General features: G+C 50.2%; 18 protein-coding genes. 11 read left to right on the forward strand and 7 right to left on the reverse strand.

Translation table 11 applies throughout. The features are described from left to right. Positions 1 to 38: 38 nt before the first annotated feature. On the reverse strand, positions 39 to 4,028 hold the full coding sequence (locus KQJ23_RS02435; protein ID WP_216477349.1) for a carbohydrate-binding protein: 3,990 nt from the start codon (positions 4,026 to 4,028) through the stop codon (positions 39 to 41). 293 nt (positions 4,029 to 4,321) lie between these two features. Here KQJ23_RS02435 and hprK point away from each other — a divergent pair, with 293 nt between their 5' ends. The 6 genes from hprK to sfsA all read left to right on the forward strand — a co-directional run bounded on the left by hprK (position 4,322) and on the right by sfsA (position 10,097). Further along, the gene (hprK, locus tag KQJ23_RS02440; protein ID WP_216477096.1) at positions 4,322 to 5,236 is read left to right on the forward strand and encodes an HPr(Ser) kinase/phosphatase; all 915 of its coding nucleotides are present in this window, start codon (positions 4,322 to 4,324) and stop codon (positions 5,234 to 5,236) included. Positions 5,237 to 5,459: 223 nt separating this feature from the next. Continuing rightward, positions 5,460 to 6,629: an oxalate decarboxylase family bicupin gene (locus KQJ23_RS02445; protein ID WP_216477097.1), complete on the forward strand. Its 1,170-nt coding sequence runs from the start codon at positions 5,460 to 5,462 to the stop codon at positions 6,627 to 6,629. A gap of 140 nt (positions 6,630 to 6,769) precedes the next feature. Beyond that, on the forward strand, positions 6,770 to 7,450 hold the full coding sequence (pnuC, locus tag KQJ23_RS02450; RefSeq protein ID WP_216477098.1) for a nicotinamide riboside transporter PnuC: 681 nt from the start codon (positions 6,770 to 6,772) through the stop codon (positions 7,448 to 7,450). Next, positions 7,447 to 8,457, forward strand: a complete 1,011-nt coding sequence (locus KQJ23_RS02455) for an AAA family ATPase (protein WP_216477099.1) — start codon at positions 7,447 to 7,449, stop codon at positions 8,455 to 8,457. The genes pnuC and KQJ23_RS02455 overlap by 4 nt, the downstream gene beginning before the upstream one ends. A 42-nt stretch (positions 8,458 to 8,499) precedes the next feature. Next, positions 8,500 to 9,393, forward strand: coding sequence for an NUDIX hydrolase (locus KQJ23_RS02460; protein ID WP_216477100.1), 894 nt, complete (start codon positions 8,500 to 8,502; stop codon positions 9,391 to 9,393). After that, positions 9,390 to 10,097, forward strand: coding sequence for a DNA/RNA nuclease SfsA (sfsA, locus tag KQJ23_RS02465; protein WP_216477101.1), 708 nt, complete (start codon positions 9,390 to 9,392; stop codon positions 10,095 to 10,097). The genes KQJ23_RS02460 and sfsA overlap by 4 nt, the downstream gene beginning before the upstream one ends. Before the next feature lie 5 nt (positions 10,098 to 10,102). Here the strand turns inward: sfsA and KQJ23_RS02470 are convergent, their stop codons facing one another. Both KQJ23_RS02470 and KQJ23_RS02475 read right to left on the reverse strand, forming a co-directional pair. Beyond that, positions 10,103 to 10,495, reverse strand: coding sequence for a hypothetical protein (locus KQJ23_RS02470; protein WP_216477102.1), 393 nt, complete (start codon positions 10,493 to 10,495; stop codon positions 10,103 to 10,105). 243 nt (positions 10,496 to 10,738) lie between these two features. Next, entirely contained in the window at positions 10,739 to 11,611 is an 873-nt protein-coding gene (locus tag KQJ23_RS02475; protein WP_216477103.1) for an alpha/beta fold hydrolase, read from the reverse strand. Positions 11,612 to 11,761: 150 nt separating this feature from the next. Here KQJ23_RS02475 and KQJ23_RS02480 point away from each other — a divergent pair, with 150 nt between their 5' ends. After that, a complete protein-coding gene (locus tag KQJ23_RS02480; protein WP_216477104.1) occupies positions 11,762 to 12,487 on the forward strand; it encodes a MerR family DNA-binding transcriptional regulator in 726 nt (241 codons plus the stop codon). Here the strand turns inward: KQJ23_RS02480 and KQJ23_RS02485 are convergent. Then, positions 12,484 to 12,948, reverse strand: a complete 465-nt coding sequence (locus KQJ23_RS02485; RefSeq protein ID WP_216477105.1) for a DUF2798 domain-containing protein — start codon at positions 12,946 to 12,948, stop codon at positions 12,484 to 12,486. The two genes, KQJ23_RS02480 and KQJ23_RS02485, sit on opposite strands and share 4 nt — an antisense overlap. A gap of 452 nt (positions 12,949 to 13,400) precedes the next feature. Between KQJ23_RS02485 and KQJ23_RS02490 the strand changes: the two genes are divergently transcribed. From KQJ23_RS02490 to KQJ23_RS02500, 3 genes are all read left to right on the forward strand, one after another. Then, positions 13,401 to 14,282, forward strand: a complete 882-nt coding sequence (locus tag KQJ23_RS02490) for a putative RNA methyltransferase (RefSeq protein WP_216477106.1) — start codon at positions 13,401 to 13,403, stop codon at positions 14,280 to 14,282. Positions 14,283 to 14,555: 273 nt separating this feature from the next. Then, positions 14,556 to 15,413, forward strand: a complete 858-nt coding sequence (locus KQJ23_RS02495) for an EAL domain-containing protein (RefSeq protein ID WP_216477107.1) — start codon at positions 14,556 to 14,558, stop codon at positions 15,411 to 15,413. Between the two features lie 70 nt (positions 15,414 to 15,483). Continuing rightward, complete coding sequence (locus KQJ23_RS02500; protein ID WP_216477108.1) at positions 15,484 to 16,461, forward strand: GGDEF domain-containing protein; 978 nt, start codon at positions 15,484 to 15,486, stop codon at positions 16,459 to 16,461. A 64-nt stretch (positions 16,462 to 16,525) separates the two neighbouring features. Here the strand turns inward: KQJ23_RS02500 and KQJ23_RS02505 are convergent, their stop codons facing one another. The 3 genes from KQJ23_RS02505 to KQJ23_RS02515 form a co-directional block, all read right to left on the reverse strand. Further along, positions 16,526 to 18,523 carry a flavocytochrome c gene (locus KQJ23_RS02505; protein ID WP_216477109.1) on the reverse strand — a complete coding sequence of 666 codons (1,998 nt, stop codon included), beginning with the start codon at positions 18,521 to 18,523 and terminating at the stop codon, positions 16,526 to 16,528. Positions 18,524 to 18,794: 271 nt separating this feature from the next. Next, complete coding sequence (locus tag KQJ23_RS02510) at positions 18,795 to 20,108, reverse strand: alkaline phosphatase family protein (protein ID WP_216477110.1); 1,314 nt, start codon at positions 20,106 to 20,108, stop codon at positions 18,795 to 18,797. Beyond that, complete coding sequence (locus KQJ23_RS02515; protein WP_216477111.1) at positions 20,105 to 21,337, reverse strand: MFS transporter; 1,233 nt, start codon at positions 21,335 to 21,337, stop codon at positions 20,105 to 20,107. The genes KQJ23_RS02510 and KQJ23_RS02515 overlap by 4 nt, the downstream gene beginning before the upstream one ends. A 183-nt stretch (positions 21,338 to 21,520) precedes the next feature. On the opposite strand from KQJ23_RS02515, the gene KQJ23_RS02520 reads away from it, so the two are divergent. Continuing rightward, positions 21,521 to 22,006, forward strand: coding sequence for a pyridoxamine 5'-phosphate oxidase family protein (locus KQJ23_RS02520; RefSeq protein ID WP_216477112.1), 486 nt, complete (start codon positions 21,521 to 21,523; stop codon positions 22,004 to 22,006). Positions 22,007 to 22,036 lie beyond the last annotated feature (30 nt).

Consider the following 22,036-nt stretch of genomic DNA (forward strand, 5'->3'; position numbering starts at 1 on the left):
AGGAGCTTTTTTGATAACTTATAGCGCAGTTCCAGCCGTCACCAGTTATTGCCTGACCCCCGAATTACGGTGAAGCCCGGACTCTTGTTCTCCCCGTAGATGGCGGCTACGCCAGGATTATTAATGATTACATTCGTAAAGCTTGCCGATCCGATAACCGGACCTTGTCCGTCCTCTGCCTTGGCAACCAGCTTGATGCCGTAACGGGAAGGATTATTGATCGTGATATTCTCCAGGCGAATGTTCTGCATCTGTACATTTTCCGGAGATTTGGATTGGAACATAATTCCGAAGTAAACCGGCTGATTAATATCTACATTTTTGATCAGGATATTTTTGAAATCCCGGTCTCCCCCATGCAGCCAGATGGCGCCGAAGTTTTGATATTCATTGATTTTGTCATCAGCTCCCACACTGGTCCAGAAGTCTCCTCCGGTTCTATCCAGGGTCACGCCGTCGATAACCGTATCCTGATCACCGAAGCCCAGTGTGTTATAGCCGAAGCTCAAGCTGCTGACCGTCAAGCCCGGATAGGTGAGGGTATCCGCACCGTATAGATTCTGAAACAAGTTGTCTTTCCCGCCATAGATGGCAAAGGCGGCAGCCCGACGGACATTGGTAGCAGTCAGGTTGATGTATTTGTTACCCACGTTGTAGGATCCGCCTGCGTCAATTGCGCTGAACAGGGCAAAGGCATCGTCGCCTGTCCCGCGGGCATAGTTGTTATCGATAATATTATAGGAAGAACCGTTAGTCATATTGATTCCGTCGGCGAAGACGTTCTTGATCCGGTTATTCTTGAATGTATTGTGGGAGGAATTCACACCCCAATACAGACAGATGAAGTGCTCCGCCCAAATATTCTCGATGGTGACGTTCTGCATTCCGTTGCCATCAATGAATTTTCCGGGACCATCCTGGCGATATACGTAATTGCCCCAGGCGGACAAGTCTTTAATAGTGGAGCCATTAGCCTGAGAGCTGATATTGAAGCCGATATCCGTATTGGTCTGATTCTGGGGAGCGACCAGCTTGGTATGCCATGGGCCAGCTCCAATGATCTCGGTTGCCCGCCCGTACAGATAGATTTTGGACGTCAAAGTCCACTCTCCGGCAGGAATGAAGATCCCCTTCTTGGAAGGATCTTGCCGGAACTCATTAAGAGCCTGTTCGATCGATTTGGTACTGGAAACCTCAACGTATTTGCCCGGATCAGGGTTAGAGGCAGGAGGAGCTACGTTCTCCGTCTCAATCATGTCCACATAGATCCAAGGCACATCTCCGGCATCTTTTTGAATCTTGATTTTGGTGCCGGCGGGATAGACTTGATCCAGCATCAATTGGGCATCTTCATAGAGCCAGTATGCCTTGGAGCCGGAATTGTCGTATCCCAGACGCCCTAAGGTCGAAGGGGTAGCATATACGTAAGAGAACTTGGAGGTCACGGTGAAATTACCCTTATCCACGCCATCGGCATAAATACTGATCGTTCCCGTCGTATTCTCATCAACCGCATTCCGCAGGACGAAGGCATTCGCCGGCGAGGTTAACGTGAATTCTACATATTCTCCCGTTGCATCCAGGTAGACTGCAGAACGACCGGAGGCTTCACCGGCAAAATCGCCCGGCGTAAAGTTCGGAGCAAGCCTTGTTCCATTGGTGCTGTTCCCCGGGGCTTCGGCTTCCAGGATCGTAAACGGCATATTTGCTCCCCGGCCGGAATACAGGCTGGATGTGCTTACATTGTTGGATTGCTTGGCAGGCACCTCATTCGCGTCTGTTGCGACGTTGACCGTCACGGTGTAGCTGCCGTTGACAGCCGTCCATGTTCCTAGCGTTAAGTTCGCCGATGCTCCTGCAGCGAGTGAACCGTTGTAGGAGCCGTTGAGGGTCTGGACGGTGGAGCCTGCAGCGTTTTTCAACACCGCTGTAACCCCATGAGTGCCGCCTGCCGAGGCAATCGTTCCCTGGTTCTTGAGATTGACGGTGAAGGTTACCGTGTTGCCCGCGCTAGGATTGCTTGGCGTCCAGGATACTGTGCCGATGAGATCGGAGCTTTGCACCTGACCTACTACCAACTGGGCAGGATGCGTGTAGTTGTTGTTTGCATTATTCGTTTCAATGACCGTATTGCTCTCGTCCACCTTGGCGTTGACGCTGTAGGAGCCAGCCTCCTTGACCCCGATATTCGCGGAGACAATGGCTGAGGCACCAGGCGCAAGCGTACCGACAGGAGCTGTTCCGGCCAACGTGCTGCCGAGGTAGAAGTTTACGCTCGTTGCGGGAGAAGCTACCTCTCCGATATTTTGTACGGTTGCGTTAAGAGTAATGTCCTGACTCTCGTTCGGAGATCCGGGTGACCAGGTCATGTCTGTTACCGTTAAGTCCGGATTCGGGGCCGGCGAACCGACGATTTGGAACTCGGCGATTTGCCCGCCCGGCGCTCCTGAGTTCGCCGTAATGCGCAGCTGCAAGCTGCTTGCGGTTGCGTTAACGGGAATCGTTACCGTATTTTGCGAAGCCGGGTTAAACGTATATGAAGCTGCGGAGACCAGATTGGTGAAGGCTGCGGAATTCTGATCGTGTCCCAGCACTTGAATCGTCTGCGTACGCGTTGCCCATGCGCTGGCCGGGTTCAGCTTGAGTACGACCGATGTGACGTTGGCGTTGGCGCCAAGGTCTACTGTGAGCGTACTCGGATGGCTGCCGCCTTCCCAATACGTACTCACATCGTTATCGTTGGCATTGGCGGCTACAAAGGTGAAGGTCGATGAGGAGGCCGAGATTGTCTTGCCAATGGCGAGGTTTGTCTCATTGCCGCCGCTCGAGCCGTTCCGCGTCACGGAATTGCTTGGGGCGGATGCGTTGCCCGCGGCATCCTTGGCGATGACGTGATAAGTCACTGTCAAGCTTGCGGGCTGGCTGTCTGTATAGGTCAGGGTCGATCCGTTGACACTGCCCCGAAGCTGGTTGTTGGCGTAAATGTCGTATCCGGTCACGCCCACATTGTCGGTGGAGGCATTCCAGGTGAGCCGGATCGTACCCGAACTGGGTTGCGTAAAGTCCAAATTGGCCGGCGCTGTAGGGGCTTGGGTATCGGATGCGTTGCCCGATGCAAATTGGAGCCAGTTCAAATTGAAGTCATATCCGCTGGCAAAGATACGAAGCGTCTGAGGTCCTTCGTTAAGCGTAACGATTGCAGATACGGTCTGCCAATTCTGCCATCCGCCGGTGTTCGGAACCGCTGTGGTAGCAAGCGTGGTTCCGCCGGATTGAAGCTGAATTTCACCTGCGGCAGAGTTGCTGGCTACCCGGTATTCTACAGTGTAGGTCCCGGCGCTTTGCACGTTCACGTTATAGTCCAGCCAGTCGCCGACGTGAATCCATCCTACGTTCAGGCCGCCTCCGGTGTCCGATGTAGGTTCAGTTTGGATCCCGTTCATCCCGCTGTAGCTCTCCGCTTCAATTTTTCCCGGAATCGGAGTAGACTCGGGTTGAGCGGCAGCGCCGTAGACTTCCACTTCGGACAACTGAGCTGCCGGCCAGCCGGTATTGGCGGTGAGATGGATTCGCACATAACGTGCGGCGGTTGCCGGGAAGTCAATCGTCACTGTGTTTCCAAGGTTCGGATCAAAGGTATAGTTGGATGAAGCCTTGAGATCAGAGAAGCCGGTGCCCGTTGTGCTTCCCTGCACGGACAGGGTTTGCGTACGGCTCTCCCATCCTTCGGGCAGCTTAAGGACAACCTGATCGACAGAGGCTGCGTTGCCGAGGTCAACCTGTACCCACTGCGGGAAGGCGTTGTTGGTGCTCTCCCAATACGTGCCTGCATTTCCGTCTGCTGCATTCGCTGCGACATACACATCGGCATGCCCGGATGCGGATACGGCTTTGCCTGCGGCCAGATTGGATCCTCCCGCCGCACGGGCGGAGTCCGGCCAGCCAACAGAGGTCAGGAGTGTTCCGGCGAATAAAGCTACAATGCACACCCAAGCGACAAATCGTTTTTGGCTGTTCACGAATTCGATTCTCCCTTCAGAATAAAGTTCCTTCGAGATTTTTCCATCTTGTGCATCTAATTACAATGTAAGCGATACCAAAAAAAGAAATGAACACCTCCTTCCACTTTTTTAAAAATAAGGAGATTACAAGAAGATCATAAATTAGGATCGATCTACAAATAAAGGAGTGATTCTATCGAAATCATGCGCAAGACTATGAAATGAAGGAGAAACCCTCTCGTTCGTGGAATATATCGAAAACGGCCGATTTGCATATCGGAGCGTATTTGAAGTACGCTTAGCTTCAGGAGGGAAGCAAGATGAATTCAATTACTGTTCAGAAGCTTAAGGACACCTTTTCATTGGAAGTATTGGCCGGGAACGGCCGTATGGACCGCATGATTACCCGTCCTCGAACGCATAGACCGGGCTTGGAGTTCGTCGGGTATTTTGATTTCTTCCCGATGGAACGCATCCAGATTCTCGGCCGCAAGGAAATTAACTACTTATTGACATTAAGCGTGGAAGAGCGCAAGCTGCATATCGGCAACATTGTCAAGTACCATCCCCCGTGCTTTATCGTGACGTCGGGTCAACAGGAGATTCCGTACTTGACCCTGTTCTGCGATCAAGAGGGAATACCGCTGCTTAGAACGCAGGAGACGACCACCGAATTCATCGCCAAGCTGGATCGTTTCTTGCTGAAGACGCTGGCTCCGGAAATTTCAATTCACGGCGTATGTGTGAATGTATCGGGCATCGGCATTCTGCTTCGGGGAAAGTCCGGGATCGGCAAGAGTGAGACGGCCCATACGCTAATCAGGCGTGGGCACCGGTTCGTTGCCGATGATATCGTAGTCCTGAAGAAGCTGGGTCCGGCAACGCTGCTCGGAACACATAACGAGACCACGCGCGAATTTCTGGCGCTGCGCAGCATTGGACTGATCAATGTGGTCCGCCAATACGGGCGCAAGGCCTTTCAGGATGAGACGCGCATCGTGCTGGACATTGAACTGGCCCCTTGGCAGGAGAATTCCTTGAACAATGAACTGGAAGTCATTCCGCAATTCACGGAATATCTCGGGGTGAAGATCCCGCATATTGAAGTCCAGCTTCAGCCGGGACGCGATGTGGCGGGACTGATTGAGGCTGCCGCCAACAATTGGTACCTCAAGCAATTGGGCTATAGCGCAGCAGAAGAATTCATGCAGCGTATCGAGAATGAGATGCAATAAGGAGCATATTGCAGAGGCTATCCTCTACCATGGACATTCGAACGATTGGACAGGGTAGGGGATATTTTATTGTCTGGTGTTCAAAGCAGATTTTACATGCTTATTGAGCCCCGATACTACTCCAAGAGGGACAAAGTTCCAATTCCTGACTCTATTCATAACTTATATTAGGCATTCACCTAGTGACGAGTACAAAGTGGATAGAACGAGGGGGGTATATAATTTGGAAAACAAAACCCGGAATGGAGATGTACCACAACCGATAAGAAATGATGGTGCTGGTTGGTGGGATCTAGGTCCACGGGATGTCATGCGAGACCTTGAGAACCCTGATATGCTAGTTCCGCCTGTCACCGATGCAGGATCACTTCCCAACCTAAAGTTTTCTTTCTCCGATACCCACATGCAGTTAAATCACGGTGGTTGGTCACGGGAAGTGACAGTTAGGCAGCTTCCGATCGCGACCACGATTGCCGGGGTGAATATGGCTCTGACTCCAGGGGGTGTGCGGGAGTTGCATTGGCATCAGCAAGCGGAATGGGCGATTATGCTTGTGGGGCGAGCGCGCATTACATCCGTTGATCAGCAAGGGAGGAACTTCATTGCTGACGTAGGTATAGGCGACCTTTGGTACTTCCCTCCGGGAATTCCACATTCCATTCAAGGGCTGGAGGAAGGCTGCGAGTTTTTGCTTGTCTTTCCTGACGGCAGCTTCTCTGACCTCAATACTTTAGCTATCTCTGATTGGTTCGCACATACGCCAAAGGATGTACTGACGGTGAATTTTGGTGTCCCGCCAAGCGCTTTTGCCCATATCCCGAACCATCAGTTATATATTTTTCAATCCAATGTTCCCGGTCCGCTTGAAAGTCAGCAGGTGCCTGATCCTTACGGTTTAGTACCGAAAACCTTCACACATCGGCTGCTCGCCCAAGAGCCGATCGTAACTCCGGGAGGGAGTACGGTGCGTATAGTCGATTCTGCCAACTTTCCTATTTCCACACAAATTGCCGCATCGTTGTTGGAAATTAAACCTGGCGCAATGAGAGAAATGCATTGGCATCCTAACCAAGACGAGTGGCAGTATTATATCTCCGGCACGGCGCGCATGACGGTTATGGCACCTAATGGTACGGCTCGCACTTTCGATTATCGTGCTGGGGATGTAGGATATGTACCGCGGGCCTTCGGACACTACATCCAAAACACTGGTAATCAAAGCGTATGGGCATTGGAGATGTTCGCGAGTGACCGCTTTGAGGATATTTCGCTGAATCAGTGGATGGCGCTCACACCTCATCAACTGGTACAACAGAACCTAAATGTGGGACCAGAACTAATGAACGTATTACGAAAGGAAAAGCAATTTATAGTACAAAGTACGATAGGTTAACAATACAAATGCTGTCACTACCTGAGTGGCGGCATTTCTTATTGCATTTGTTAGTAACAATATGTTATTATCAAAATATAAATAAGAAAAAGCCGGTAACGGATACGAACCGGCAACCGAAGGAAGTGGAGGGAACACGGATGAATAAAGTGTGGAGCGGCTGGAACAGGTTTGAAATCGGTTGGCTGGCTTTGTTTACTTCAATCGCTGTAGTGCTGACTGTGCTCATGAAGGATTCTTTATTCGGATTCACGGTGTTTATTACTGGAGTTCTCTGTGTCGTACTGGCAGCGAAGGGCAACCTGATGAGCTATGTGTTCGGGATGTATAATACTCTCGGTTATGCGTATCTCTCCTATGCAAACGGCCTGTTCGGAGAAGTGATGCTGAACCTGCTGTTCTTTGTTCCAATGAACGTAATCGGCTTCTATATGTGGAAAAAGAATACACAAGAGAGCGGTAAGCTGACCATGCGGAAAATGAGGCTCCAAGGACTGCTGACAGTTGCGGCAATCTGTATCCTGGGCAGCGTGCTGCTGGGCTTCGGGCTTTCGTTCATCCCCGGACAGAACTCGCCTTATATCGATGCGATGACAACGGTGTTATCAGTCGTCGCCACCCTGTTGATGGTGAGAAGATTTAAGGAACAGTGGCTGGTCTATATCGTGTTGAACGTGTTCACCGTATTGTTATGGGTGATTCGAATGGCGGATGGAAGCCAGGAAGCGCTGCTGATGATCGTTATGTGGGGAGCATATTTAGTGAACGCGGTATACGGTTACTATAATTGGAGCAAGGGTGCCAGGGAGGTATTGGCATGAAGACATTAGGCTTGACGCTGGGCAAGTTCGCCCCGCTGCATAAAGGGCATCAGTTCATGATTGAGACGGCATTGCGAGAGGTCGATGAATTGATCGTCGTCATTTATGAGACTACAGTTACTCCAATTCCGCTCCATATCCGGGCTGGCTGGATCCGCAAGCTCTATCCGTCCGTTCGGGTAATCGAAGCCTGGGATGGTCCTGATGGATATTCCAACGACCGGGAGCATGAAATTCGGGAGGAGCAGTACATTTTGGGGCTGCTGAAAGGAGAGCAAGTTACCCACTTCTATTCCAGCGAGTTCTATGGCGAGCATATGAGCATCGCGCTTGGGGCCATCGACCGGAGGGTAGATGAAGCACGCGGACAGGTACCGATTTCGGCGACGATGATCCGTTCAGATCCTTATAAGTACAGGGAATTTGTAAGAGATGTGGTCTACCGGGATTTAATAACCAAAGTCGTATTTGTGGGCGCAATGTCGACGGGCAAATCGACGATTACCGAAGCGTTGGCGCGGCGGTATCAGACGACATATGCCAGTGAATATGGCCGGGACTACTGGACGGAGCATCAGGTGGACCGGAGAATCGGCCTGGAGGCGTTCGATGAGATCGCTCTGGGGCATATCGAGCGGGAGGAGCAGGCGCTTCTGGATGCCAACCGGTTCCTGTTCGTCGATACGAATGCGATTACGACTTATATGTTCGCACTGGATTATCACGGACGGGCACCGGAGTTGCTCAGCCGGATCGCGCTGGAGAATGCGCAGCGCTATGATCTATTCTTCCTCTGCGACGACGATATTCCTTATGACGATACATGGGACCGCAGCGGAGATCAGAAACGGCATATTTTCCATAAGCAGATCATTGCGGATCTGAAGGAACGGCGGATTCCCTACATTACGCTGAGGGGGAGTCTGGAGGAACGGATGGGGAAGGTAGACGAGGTGTTGGCAAAATTCGAGCCCTACCGGAATTACTTTGGAGAACTGGGCGGCTGAGCATGGCTAAACATGCCTTAGGAGATGAAGGAGGCGAAGAATTTGGATCTGAGGGATCACAATGGACTTACGGAAAAGGAATTCCTGGCGCAATACCGGGCCGGAGATTACGAACGGCCGTCCTTGGCTACGGATATGGTTATCTTTACAGTGACCGATACGGAAGCGGACAGCTACCGCAGGCTTCCCGAGAAGGAGCTCCGCATTCTGCTCATTCGCCGGGGGGGACATCCCTATTTCGGACAATGGGCTTTGCCCGGCGGGTTTGTCCGGCCGGATGAGACGACGGAGCAGGCGGCGGCGAGGGAATTGCAAGAAGAGACAGGCGTGGCCGATGTCTATCTGGAGCAGCTGTATACGTTCAGCGATGTGGGCCGGGACCCCCGCACTTGGGTCATAAGCTGCAGCTACATGGCTTTGATTTCCAGCGATCAGATGCAACTGAAGGCAGGCGATGACGCCGACGCCGCAGTCTGGTTCAAGCTTACTTATCGCTTGCTTCGGGAGCGGCGGGAGGTCCTGGAGGACGGATACGCCAAGACAATGGAATACGAGCTCAAGCTGTGCGCGGAAGGCGAGGAGCTTACAGCAGTCGTGGCACGTACGGTAACGGTAAGGGCTACCTCGACGGCAACGAACTATAATATCCTATTGAGCGAGGGCTTGGCGTTCGATCATGCAAAGATTATTGCTTGCGCCATGGACCGGCTCAGAGGGAAGGTAGATTATACCGATATCGCCCTGCATCTGATGCAAGAGCGGTTCACTTTGACCGAGCTGCAGCAGGTTTACGAAGTCATTCTGGACAAAGAACTGCTGAAAGCCGCTTTTCGGCGCAAGGTAGCCCATCTCGTGGAGGAAACCGATCACTATACGGAAAATGCGGGCCACCGTCCATCTCGGTTGTACCGGAGAAATTGGGAGGGAAACCGTTGAAGTATAGGAATTTGGTGCCCGGCCTTTTGGAGCGAAAAGTGAACCGCTTCATTGCAGAGGTCTTTGTCCATGGGATCAAGGAACAGGTGCATATTAAAAATACCGGCAGACTGACTGAGCTGCTGCAGCCAGGTGCGGAGGTTCTGCTGGAGCCCGGCAATCAGCCGGGAAGGAAGACCCGCTTCTCGCTTGTAGCGGCAGCCAAGAACGGGGAATGGGTGAATATCGACTCCCAGGCACCGAATAAGCTTGCCTATGAGGCAATTGCCGCAGGACGGCTAAAAGAGTTCGGGGCGGTCTCTGCCCTGAAGCGAGAGGTTACCTTTGGCGGCTCGCGGTTTGATCTCTATGTGGAAGCTAATGGACAAGCGGGGTTCATCGAGGTGAAGGGGGTCACGTTGGAGAAGGATGGTATGGCACTCTTCCCGGACGCGCCAACCGCGCGGGGGACGAAGCATGTGCTGGAGATGATTCAGGCTGTGCAGGCGGGATACCTTGGCGCAATTTTGTTCGTAATACAGATGAAGGGCTGCCGCGGATTTACCCCCTATCGGGAAATGGACCCAGCCTTTTCCGAGGCGCTGGAGCAGGCATCACTTAAAGGAGTGCAAATTCTAGCTTACGACTCGTATATGGAAGGCGAGCGTTTTATACTCGGCCATCCGGTCCCGGTGCGGCTGTATCCCTTGTCATCGGATTACTGAACTGTTTAATGTTTGGGCTGCAGCAGCTTGGCAATACCGCCAATTAGCAGCCCCCATACCGCATTGGTGGTGAAGATGCTGACCAAGGCGAGCGGATTCGTCAGGGGACCTTGCAGCTTGCCGTCGAGCAGAGGAGATACGATACCGCTAAGCAGTATGGCGAATAAGGCATAGCTTAGACCGGCGCCGACCAGAATGGTAACCGGCGAGGATACCTTTTTTCTCAAAACGACTATAAGCCATATCAAGGAAATAAGAACCGTCATTAGAATACTGCCGAATTGTTGGCCGAGCAGATCCATAACCCCGGTGATTTTCATAACAGGTCGCACCAGAGCTATTGCCCCTAGAACCAGCATAAGAACGAGATGCTTCTTTAAGATCTCTTTTGTCGTCATTTCAGTTCAACTCTTTTCTTGTAATTTGATGGAGGGTCGCTTCCATGACCTGACTTTAACAAAGAAATGTTGTGAACTTATGACGATCTCTTGAAGAAGCGATGAAATCAGCAGAACGGAGTTTACGCTGGAATGTATCAGAATCAGTTTGTGCAGGGCAATCCTGCATGATCTGCAACAAGAACAAGGCACTTCCGCAGCCATCACGCTGTAGAAGTGCCCATTTTTATACGGCTAAAAGTGTCAACCCGAAAGCTTGGCCCTCAGCCAAGGCTTAATTAAAGGCAGCACAACTTCCGGTTGCATGGCCCGGGTGTGATCCATATGCTCTCCTTGCACGATCTGCACGTCCCAACCGAGTTGCCGTAAAGTGTCCTCGTGTTTGCTCAACCGCCCGGAGATATCGACGGTGACCCCGCCGAAGTTCTCGCCGTACACAATCGTATCCTTCTCCCCGGCAAAGGCCAGCTTGGGAAAGCAGAGCTTTCCCTGAATCGCCGTATCCTCAAAATCTGTCAAGTGATTATATAGGGTAAGAAATTGCTTGGTTCGATCCGGATCGATCGTGACCTCAATATGATCCCAATCCACCTCGTCCACAGAACTTTGATCTTTAGGAGCAGATCTTGGTTTCTCGATATTTTGGACAGCCTGCTCATGCGTTTTGGCGGTGACGGTTCTCATTTCAGCATAAGGCCCATCATAAGGAGGAAATCCGCCCATGAGAAGCGCCTCTAAACGATCGGTCCTTATAGCGAGCTGTAAGCCGGCAAGTGCCAGCCAAGAGTATCCGTAATAGCAGAAGGCGTTGACACCCATCTCATCGGCGATCTGTAGGAAATCTCTGGCGATGGCTTCTGGCGTAAGCGAATCCGGGCGTGGGTGCTGAAACAAATGACCTTCATAGTCAAAATAGATGACCCCGAACTCATCGGCAAGCCCGTCCACCAGCTTCCTTCCCAGCTCCGGGTCTACGCCCCACAGCCTTAGTGTTTCCGCCTCTGTGCCCGTCACACTTTCTTTTGTCCCCGGAAGCATAATCAATCTGCCCTTACTGTTGCCCTCAAGCCTCACCTCCAGCGCAGAGCCATCGTCCAAAGTGATTGTTCTCTTCATGTTCATCCCTCCAAATCTGATATACTATAAACATACAACATAGATGCAATCTTCAGGTTTGTGTACCTAAAGTATAGATAGATTGGGACTCTCCCCAATCAATACTTAACGTAGCACTTTAAGGTATTACTTTAATTTAGGAGTGGGTAAATGGTACGTTTTTATACACCGGCAGAGTTAGCCTTGGAATTCAACGTGAGTACAACGACCCTGAGGAGGTATGAAGAGCAGGGGCTGCTTCCTCATGTAGCCAGATCGACGGGGGGACACCGTCAGTATGCTTCCCTACACCGTCTGGCCTTTGCCGCGATTCGATCCATGCTGGTCGGCTTTGAGATTCCTGTTGTCTATGAGGTGATGCGCAGCGTAAAGAATGGAAATGTGACGGAAGCGCTTTGGCAGATTAACCAGCAGCTCCACCGGATCCAAGAGGAAAAAATCCGCGTTGGACATGTACTCGGAATGATCCAGCAGGCTCAGCTTGGCTCTTATCAGAAGATGAAGACACCCGACGGACCGCTGCCGATTGGCAAGGCAGCAGAACTAGCAGGAGTGAATACGTCTGCAATCAGGCATTGGGAGAAGGAGGGGCTGATTGTTTCAATCCGGGATAAGGAGAATGGATATCGGCTGTACGATTTGACCGAGCTGCGCAAGATATTGGTCATTAGCAGTCTGCGGCGGACCGTGTACTATGTAGATCATTTGAGGGAGCTTCTGAGCGAACTGGAGGCCCATCAATTCGAACGGATTGATAGGTCGTTCCAGCTTGCTCTTGCGAAGTTAAGTGAACGGCTGCAGGCTCAGCTTGAAGGCATAAGGCATCTGATGGGCTACATCGAGGCCTACAGGCAGCACATACACAAAGAACATTAACGCTTTACGTAGTTACCAAAAATGAATCTTACAAGGGGTCCCATTACGATCATCTGCAAAGGCAGCGCTACAATAAAGTTCATGCCCAGGATGCGTATATAATCTCCTAGGATGGAGTTCCACCGAATTCCTTCCGCGATGGAGGAGGTGATCAGTCCATAGACCGACATGAGGGAGGCCATCCCGATGACCATGCAAGTGGAGATCGCGAGGACCTTATAGAGCGGCTTGGCCGTTTTACCCGTTATTTTCAGTGCGGCTTTCTTGGCATACGGGCCGACGAGGAAGCAATCCAGCAGAAAGGCGACCGCGAATCCGAGCAGAAAATCCATTATCCCTTGTGTAAGCGTCAGACTGGAAAAGGCATTATGGAGATAAAAGTTGTACATGGTCATGACAAGCACCATGCCAAAGCACATCATCCCCCCGAAGATCAAACTTTCTTTTCTTGTTGTAGGCATCGATCATTTCTCCTTTCTATCACTCGGATTATTATAGCGACCTGTCATTGAGGTATATAAGTGAACATTATGTGAACAATGCAAGAATAATAGAGAAGCTGCGTCTGCTTTACATCCTCCAACGCATGTTTTATACTGGACACAATTGTTGAGACAGGAGGATAGATGATGATCCACTATATCAGATTGCGCTCCCTGACTTTGAATCCGTAATTAAATACGTTCAAAGGCTCTGCTTGCATTAGGCAGGGTACACGGGATCAGTCTGTCCTTTTGGGTCATCTCATCTTCAATTCATATAGAGGTTGTTTTTGAATCGTGAAGAGAGGCGGATTTGTCGCGCCTTTCTTTTTTTGTTGTCTTCTCGGCCTTTGCCTTTTGGTCGTGAGATCCCGTTACCTTGCCGTGCTGGCCGAATGCCTGTGATTTTCTATGGCAAAGGAAGGGATTTCATGAGCAAAAAAATACAAAGCGCAAATCTGGTAGATACATGGTCATCCAGCTTAAAATGTCCGCTCTGCGGAAGTCCGGTGAAGGTTAATGAGTACGCCGGTCTGGTCTGCTTGAAGCACCACGCGTTTGACTTTTCCAAGCACGGCTATCTGAACCTGTTAACCCGGCCGGCGGTCGGCAAATACGGCAAATTCTTATTTGATGCAAGGCACCATCTGATTACGGAAAGCTCTCTATATAAGCCCTTGCACAAGGTTCTCCGGGATCTCATCCTCAAGGATGCTCCCGAAGCGGAGAACTCATGGATGATGGCCGACTTGGGCTGCGGTGAGGGCTCCCACTTGCAGAGTGTGCTTAAGGCATGCGATTTGCCCCTGGTGACCGGGCTTGGCCTTGATATCTCGAAGGAAGGCATCACCCTGGCCGCAAAGAAATACGAGGGATCCATTTGGCTGGTGGGCGACTTGGCCAGCTTGCCGCTTGCGGATCGGTCTTGCCGGGTACTGCTAAACATACTATCACCGGCTAACTACAAGGAGTTCACGCGGATCTTGAGGCAGGACGGCATCATCGTGAAGGTCGTACCTGGTCCTGGCTACCTGAAGGAATTGAGACAAGCACTTTATGGGGATAACGAAAAAAGAAGCTATAGCAACAAGCATACATCAGACCTATTTTGCCGGCATTTCGATCGTTTGGACACGATTCAGCTGAACTACAGACAACGTCTGAACGGCGCGGAGCTGCAGCTTCTGGCGAGCATGACACCGCTGGCCTGGTCTTCGGACCCTGAGCGTCTGCAGGACTTTGTTCGGCAGGAGTCGGCATGGGTGACCGTGGATTTGGATATTTTAGTGGGAAAAAGCGATAGAACAGACTAGAGTTAGTAAGACCTGCTTAATTTGGGGCAAGGGCTCATTGGGCCTCGGGCTGGATTTATTCAGGAACTAGGTGGTCCAGCCCTCCCGAAATTACACAATTCGTTGTAATGTAGGAATTTTCGACAGAATTCGGCGCCCGGATTAGCGCATTTTACCTCTCGTTAACACTAAGTTGATGCTCTCTAGGTATCGGAGGGGTACAATAGCACTATAGAGACGGGCATTTCATTTTTCCAGTCTCGATTATATAGGCATAAAGGATGAGATTGGAAAATGAAAACACCGCTCGCTCCTTCTGGAGATAGAAGCGGTCTGTTAAACCACATGACCTACTTCTATCAAGCAACCCGGACGTATTATCAATCCTGCAGAAGATATACCGAGCTGCACAAGATCATGAAAGGGCAGGCGCTGACCACCTTTTTCCAGCCTATTTATAATTTGCAGGACAAAAGTCATCTGGGCTACGAGGTGCTGAACCGTCCTCCGGTGTCGGCGCAGTTTCCGACAACCGATTTTTTCTATGATTTTATCGGGCATACCGATCAAGTCTTCTCTTTTGAATTGTTTTGCCGGGACTTGTCCTTGAACCGTTTTAGCTCGGCACTGGAGCAGGCGGCTCATCCCAGAGATACAATTTTGTTCATCAATATCCATCCCCAGGTGCTGTCTGATCCGGGCTATCGGAGCGGGCAGACGATTCAGCTCCTCTCCCGCTACAACCTCTCTCCGCAGCAGGTGGTATTTGAGTTAACGGAGAAGCAGGCCGTTCAGGACTATGTGGAGTTTGAACGCATTCTTTCGCATTACCGCGCCCAGGGATTTCGCATTGCCATTGATGATGCGGGCTCCGGCTATAACAGCTTGAAGGCCATTGTAAGCCTGAAGCCGGAGTTTATTAAGCTGGACAAGTCGCTAGTTCACAATATTCACCTTTGCCCGAATCAACAGCGCATTGTAACCTTACTCCAAGAATTTGCTGCTGATTCGGGCACCCATATTATCGCCGAAGGTATTGAAGCCTCAGAGGAAATCTCATTTTTACGCCAGAAGGGCATCCAGTACGGACAAGGCTATGCATTAGGAAGGCCGGCCAGGGAACTAACATACCCTTATCTACAACCTTTTTAGTACCAGTTGAACTTAAAGACGCCCGCGTAGATAGAAAAGGCAAGTGTGCAGTGTTCACGGAGGGGATAACTTGTTCACGAAAATTGGTGAAATGGCCGAGACGATTCCCATCGTCGAGCCGGATACGAAATGCCGGGTTGTAAATAACCTATTCGTACATAACCCTAAATTGGAAGGTATAGCTGTAGCCGGAGCAGGAATACCTCCCGCACTTGTGATGCGCTCCCGATTCTATCAACTGCTGGGGACGCAATACGGATATAACCTGTACATGGGCAGACCGGTCAGTCTGGTCATGAATAGTCATCCGCTTGTTGTCCAATATGAGGAGCCTATTACAGAAGTGAGTATTCAGGCGATGAACCGGGCCGAAGAGGAGCTATATGACGGAGTGCTGGTGGCTCAGGAAGAAATGCTGTACGGCTTCGTCAGCATTCGACGTCTGCTGCTGGAGGTAGCCGACCTTCGGGCGGAGATGGCGGTCTTCATGAACGCCTTGACCGGCTTGCCCGGCAACCGGATTATCGACGACCGGCTTCAACAATCCGCAAACCAGAAATGCTTCAGTGTACTCTACATCGATTTGGATCACTTCAAGTCCTATAATGACAGCTATGGCTTCAAAATGGGGGACTCTCTGATTCAGGCAACCGCTGCCCTGCTGCGGGAGCAGTTTTCAGGGCAAGGCTCATTCCTGGGACATATCGGAGGGGATGACTTTATCGCGATTCTGAGCCATCATGATTATCAAGACCCCTGCAGCAAGGTGATTGAGGGCTTTGAGCAAATCAAGCAATCCTTTTACAGCGCAGAGGATCTCAAGAACAATTTTGTGAAGGGGGAGAGTCGTTCCGGGGGCTATGGCGCGATTCCGCTTGTCTCCATTTCGATCGCTGTAGTGACGAATCAGAAATGCGATTTTCAAAGCATGGATCAGATCGTTGATGAAGCTACCCGAATGAAGAGAATTTGCAAATCCCATCCGGGAAGCATCTGTTATGCTAACAATGAGCCGGATTCTCAGAGCTTGGGATTACGATTAGAATAAAAAGGCGCGCCTTGCTATTGTACGATAACAATAGCAGGGCGCGTCTTCAATTCAGCAGCAAGAATTACTTGCCTGCCGCACTTGCTCCGGCAATCCGTCCAAAGGTGAATATATCCGTAATCGCATTGCCGCCAAGACGATTGCCGGCATGAAGCCCACCCGCAACCTCGCCAGCCGCAAACAAACCTTCAATCGGTTTGCCTGCTGTATCCAGCACCTGTGCCTTCTCATTGATCTCAAGTCCGCCCATAGTGTGGTGAACCGAAGGTGTTCTTGGCGTAGCAAAGAATGGTGCCGTCTCCAGCTTTGCTCCAAAGTTTTTCTTACCGAACTCTGGATCCAATTGCTTCTCTACATAAGTATTATACTTTTCCATCTCCGCTATAAAGGTGTCTGCAGGTACACCCATTTGCTTCGCCAGATCTTCAAGCGTATCGGCCATAAAGATATTCTTGTTCTTGATCAGATCCTGGTAGTTATCGCCCCACACGCTCTTACCGTTCAAGTCCGGGTTGCCGAGTGAAGTCATGTCACTGATGATAAAGAAGGTTTCGTCTGTTTGTTCCAGGGCAGCAGCAGCCAACACATCCCGTTCTGCGTATTCGTTCACGTACCGCTTGCCTTCTTTATTAACAAAGATCTGTGTCTCTGCGCTGCCCCATACGCCGCCGGACAATGCTCCTGTTCCAGGTTGACCGCTTGGCATCAATTGAATAAAGCCCATGCCCCACAGACTTGCTCCCACTTCTTCACCCATAATAATTCCATCGCCAGTAGCATTGGATGTATTGGTTGTCTTGATATTCTCGTTCATATCAGGCCAGTAATTGTTGTATTTCACAACCATTTCCGAATTTGCCCCGAAGCCGCCGGTTGCCATAACTACGCCTTTGGAAGCCTTCAGAGTGACAGGAGTGCCATCCGCTTGCTCAGCCGTTACACCGACTATTTTTCCATTCTCAACGATCAGCTTGGTTGCCTTTGTGTTCATCATGATCTCTGCCCCAAGATCTGTTGCACTCTTTTTCATCGTATTGATATAGCCCGTCCCCAGAGGCTCGGCATTGTGATGTGTTCTAGGCCACAGAGCGCCAAGCACAGTTCCGATCCCGTCCTGAAACTCAGCTCCATGGCTTTCCAGCCATTCAATCGTTCCATAGCTGTTTTGTGTGAGTGTGTTCACCAGCTCGAACTTACCTGAAATCTCCTTGCCATCCAGATCTGTTCTCTTACCGCCAATATAAGTATGAATAGCATGCAGCTCCGGTGAATCAAATAGCTTCGTAGTATCCCCATTGCTCAAATACTCTTTGATTTGTGTCTTAAGAGTCTTCAGGGTTTCAGCATAATCGCCGAATTCTGTTTCATTGTATTTCAAAATCTCATTCAGCTCATCGACCAGCGCCTTGGTCATTTCTATGTTAGGTTGTCTGACCGGATCATAGGAGTTGAACTCTCCTCCTGAACGAATAGTATTACCACCGAGTGAAGGTGATTTTTCAATGAGAATGACCTTTGCTCCGTTCTCGGCAGCTGATACTGCTGCGGCTAGACCTGCTCCGCCTCCCCCAACGACTACAACGTCCGTTTCCTTCGTAATAGCTTCTTTTGCTGCTGCGGCAAGCGGCTCTTTATTTCTCAAAGCCTCCACATCAGCGCCTGCTTTGGACAGTGCATCAGCGATGGCATCAATCAGGCCGTTACTCGATACAGATGCTCCGGATACCACATCTACCTTCAAGCTCTGTCCTTCTACTACCTTTTGAGGAATAGTCTCGAATACTGCATCACTGACTCCTTCAGTGTCTTGCTGTTCCAGTACCTTTACCGATTGAATTGTATTTGCGTCGACCGTAACCTCAACCTTGATCGTACTATGCAGACCCTCGGCTTCGCCTACATACGTTCCCGGCGTAAATAGTCCTTCTGTGGCTGCTTCAGGGGCATTCGGCGCTTCATTTTTATTGCCGCCTCCGCTGCAACCAATAACTCCCATGACCAGAATAATTACCATTGCAACTGTAAACCCGATCCTTACTCCCTTGAACCCATAACGCTTCATGTGAATTTCTCCCTTTTCTTGAAGGTGTATTTTTTTCACATTATAAGTGAAAAAAATCACATAAGTAACTATAAGCGACCTTCTATTCATTAAACATTATAATCTTCCATAGTCGCCCTTAATGTGAAAAAAATCACAAATAAAATAGCTGAAGATTAGTCTGGATTACTATTCGTCACCACTAATTCATGTGATCACAGAAAATATCCAGACCATTCATCTGAAGGATGTGTAGTTAAAAATCCCATCCGGGCAGTATCTGTTATGGCAACTAGTCCGAGTGACAGGTGAAAATTTCGTCCAGGGCTCTTCCATCACAAGGGCCAAACGGAATTCCCAATATTCTGGCCATCGTAGGAGCAATGTCTACCATATGGATATCTCCGATCCTGTAGCCAGACTTCACCGGATTCCCGGAGAAGACCGCATTACAGCGGTATCCTTCCTTGTCCGGAGCGTAGCCGTGCGTTGCATACTTGACGCCGTGCTGCTGCAGGTCGACAATCGTTGGCCGATCCAGAGCCTCGTCGAAGGCATAATTGCGTCTGGCCTCCAGCATTGCGCTTGCCGCTCGGCTTGCGTGTATCCGGGTCAATTCTTCCTCCGTGTAGAGCTGCTCTATGCCGAAGGCAGGGTTCCGCATAACTATCCGGATCGTGTCCAGAGCCAAGGCTGCGGCCTCTTCATCTCCCGGCTGAATATGCAGGTAGGCGGATCCGCCGCCGCACTGGAAATAAGCTCTCCACATCATTTCCCCATTCTGCTCATAGATCAGGCCTCGCTCCTGCAAAAGATTGTTCAGATGCACCTTGTATCTGACATTAAATTGTCCATGATCACCAAGCACGGCTATCACGGTATCCTGCTGAATGCCTGCTTCTTCAACGGCCTGCATCATTTGCCCGATTCTATGATCCATCCGCAGGATGACCTGCTTTACCTCTTCGCTGTCCGTTCCATGGGCATGCTTGGCATCATCCAGATCAATCAAATGCAGCATAAGCAGGTTAGGCTTCTTCCGCTTGATCGTGTCCACCGCACATCGGGTCGTGAAATCATCCAGATAAGGCTGTTCAATTCCCTGTCTGATCCGGCCGTGCTTCATTTCCATCTCAAGGCAGTAGAGCGGACTTCCGCTCTTCAGCACCTTCAGCGCCTGGTTCTCCTTCCCGATCGCTCTAATCTCGGGGATATTGTACTTGATAGAGGATTTGCCGGATACCGGCCATAAAATGCTTGCTGTGCTTAAGGAATGCTCCCGAGCGGCATCATAAATGGTAGGGACCTTGATGGCCTCCCGAAACCAGAACCAGCTCTGCTCCTCTTCCTTGACAAAGGGCTGAAACGGATTGTTGTGATGGATGCCGTGCTTATCCGGATATACGCCGGTAGCAGTAGTGCTGTGCACTACATAGGTTAGCGTGGGATAAACACTTTGCAGTTGATGCGTAAATGCACCGCGTTCAATTAGCTTGGATAAATTCGGCAGACGGCGAGCCATCTCCCAGTTATCCTCAGAGAAAGCATCATAGGAGATGACGATCAGGTGCTTCGCGATGGCCGGTGAAGCCGATATGGAGCTCATAGATTTACTCCTTTAGGCAAAGTTAGGAATATGAAGAATCCGATGACGAACAATGGAATAATCGCCAGTACACTGACATTTGCATTGCCGGTCAAGGTCGTTGCCAGCGACATCAGAGCCGGACCGATAATGGCTGCGAATTTTCCGAAAATATTGTAAAACCCGAAAAATTCATTAGAGTTCTCTTTAGGTATGATTTTGGCAAAATAGGACCTGCTCAGCGCCTGAATACCGCCCTGCGCGGACCCGATTAATGCTCCTAACGCGAATACATGCCAGATCGAGGAGATGAAGTAAGCGGCGATACAGGAAACGATATAGGTGAATATTCCGACGATAATCATCGTTCGGGCGGAATAGGTTTTGGCCAAATTGCCGTAAAGAATAGCGCAAGGAAAGGCAATGATCTGGATAATTAAAAGAATGCCGAGCAAAGAGAAGGTATCCAGCGCATCGGAGCCCAATACGGAAGTAGCATAAGGCACAACCATTTTGATGATGGTGTCTACGCCGTCAATATAGAAGAAGTAAGCCAGCAAGAATACAAATACGGCCCGGTGCTGGCGAATATTCCGAAAGGTGCCGGCTAAGCGCCGGAAGCTGTTAATAACAGGCTTTGGTTCCGGATCGATATAATGCCTTTGCCGTACATCCCGGATAAGCGGCATCGTCAGCAAACCCCACCACAGTGCGGTAATCATGAAGCCAATCTGATAGCCGATGGCTTTATCCATGCCCAGTATCAGAATCAGGAGCAGGCTAATGCCAAAGGGAATTACACTGGAGATATATCCGTAGGCAAACCCTCGGCTGGAGACCTTGTCCATTCGTTCATCCTTCGTCACGTCGACGAGAAAGGAATCATAGAACACATTCGCCCCGGCGAAGCCAACTGCTGATAAGATATAGAACAAGATGAGTATCTGCCACTGTCCGCTTTCCGGTGCAATGAAGGCCAGGGAGGCGGTTGCAAGAATGCCGATAGCCGCAAAGAAGATAAAGAAACGCTTCTTCATATCCTTATAATCGGCAATTGTGCCTAGAATCGGACTAAGCACGGCAATCAGAATGCTGGCAATTGAATTGAAATACCCCAAATCCATACTGCTGCTTACATTGTCGAACATACCGAAGACGATCGGCAGAAGTGCGGTTGTAACGGCCATCGAATAGGCTGAATTACCGCAATCGTACAAGATCCAGGATTTCTCCTCTTTGGTTAGCTTCATAACCCGCCAATCCTCCTATAGTCTCATTGTTCCAGTTATACCATGTGTAAGTATGCTTTGTATTAAATGAATGTAAAAAGAGCGGCAGAAGATTAGAGGAGCCGTATTTTGTTTACAATACCGGGTGTAACGAGTATTAAAGTGCGAGATCTCTTTAAAATAACGGTATGAGGTGAATGAATCATGACAACTTCAGCAACAGAGCATCAGGAAGCGATTGAGACAGTACGTAAATTAATCAAGGGAATCGACACCGCGATGCTGACGACGGTAACCAGCGAGGGTCTGGTCTCCCGTCCGATGAAGACGCAAGAAGTAGAATTTGACGGAGACTTGTGGTTCCTTACGATGAAGGACACCAGTAAATTTGATGAGCTTAAGGATCATCCCGATGTGAACGTGGCTTATGTAGGCAAATCTTATGTGTCTATCCGCGGGAAGGCGAAGCTGGTGGATGACCGGACCAAAATCAAAGAATTATGGAACGTCGCTTATGAGAAGCTGCTTGATACAACCAGTGATGATCCAAACCTGGTTCTCATTAAGGTTCAGGCGGAGACAGCGGAATATTGGGAGACAGGCAACTTGATCAAAGTCGTCAAACGGCTGTTTGCCAAGATGACCGGGCACAAGAGCGATACGGAATTGAACCGCATTGTTGACCTGTAAGCTGTCTGTTCCATACGGCAAAGGAGGTCG

The organism is Paenibacillus brevis, assembly GCF_018919145.1.
GTDB lineage: Bacteria > Bacillota > Bacilli > Paenibacillales > Paenibacillaceae > Fontibacillus > Fontibacillus brevis.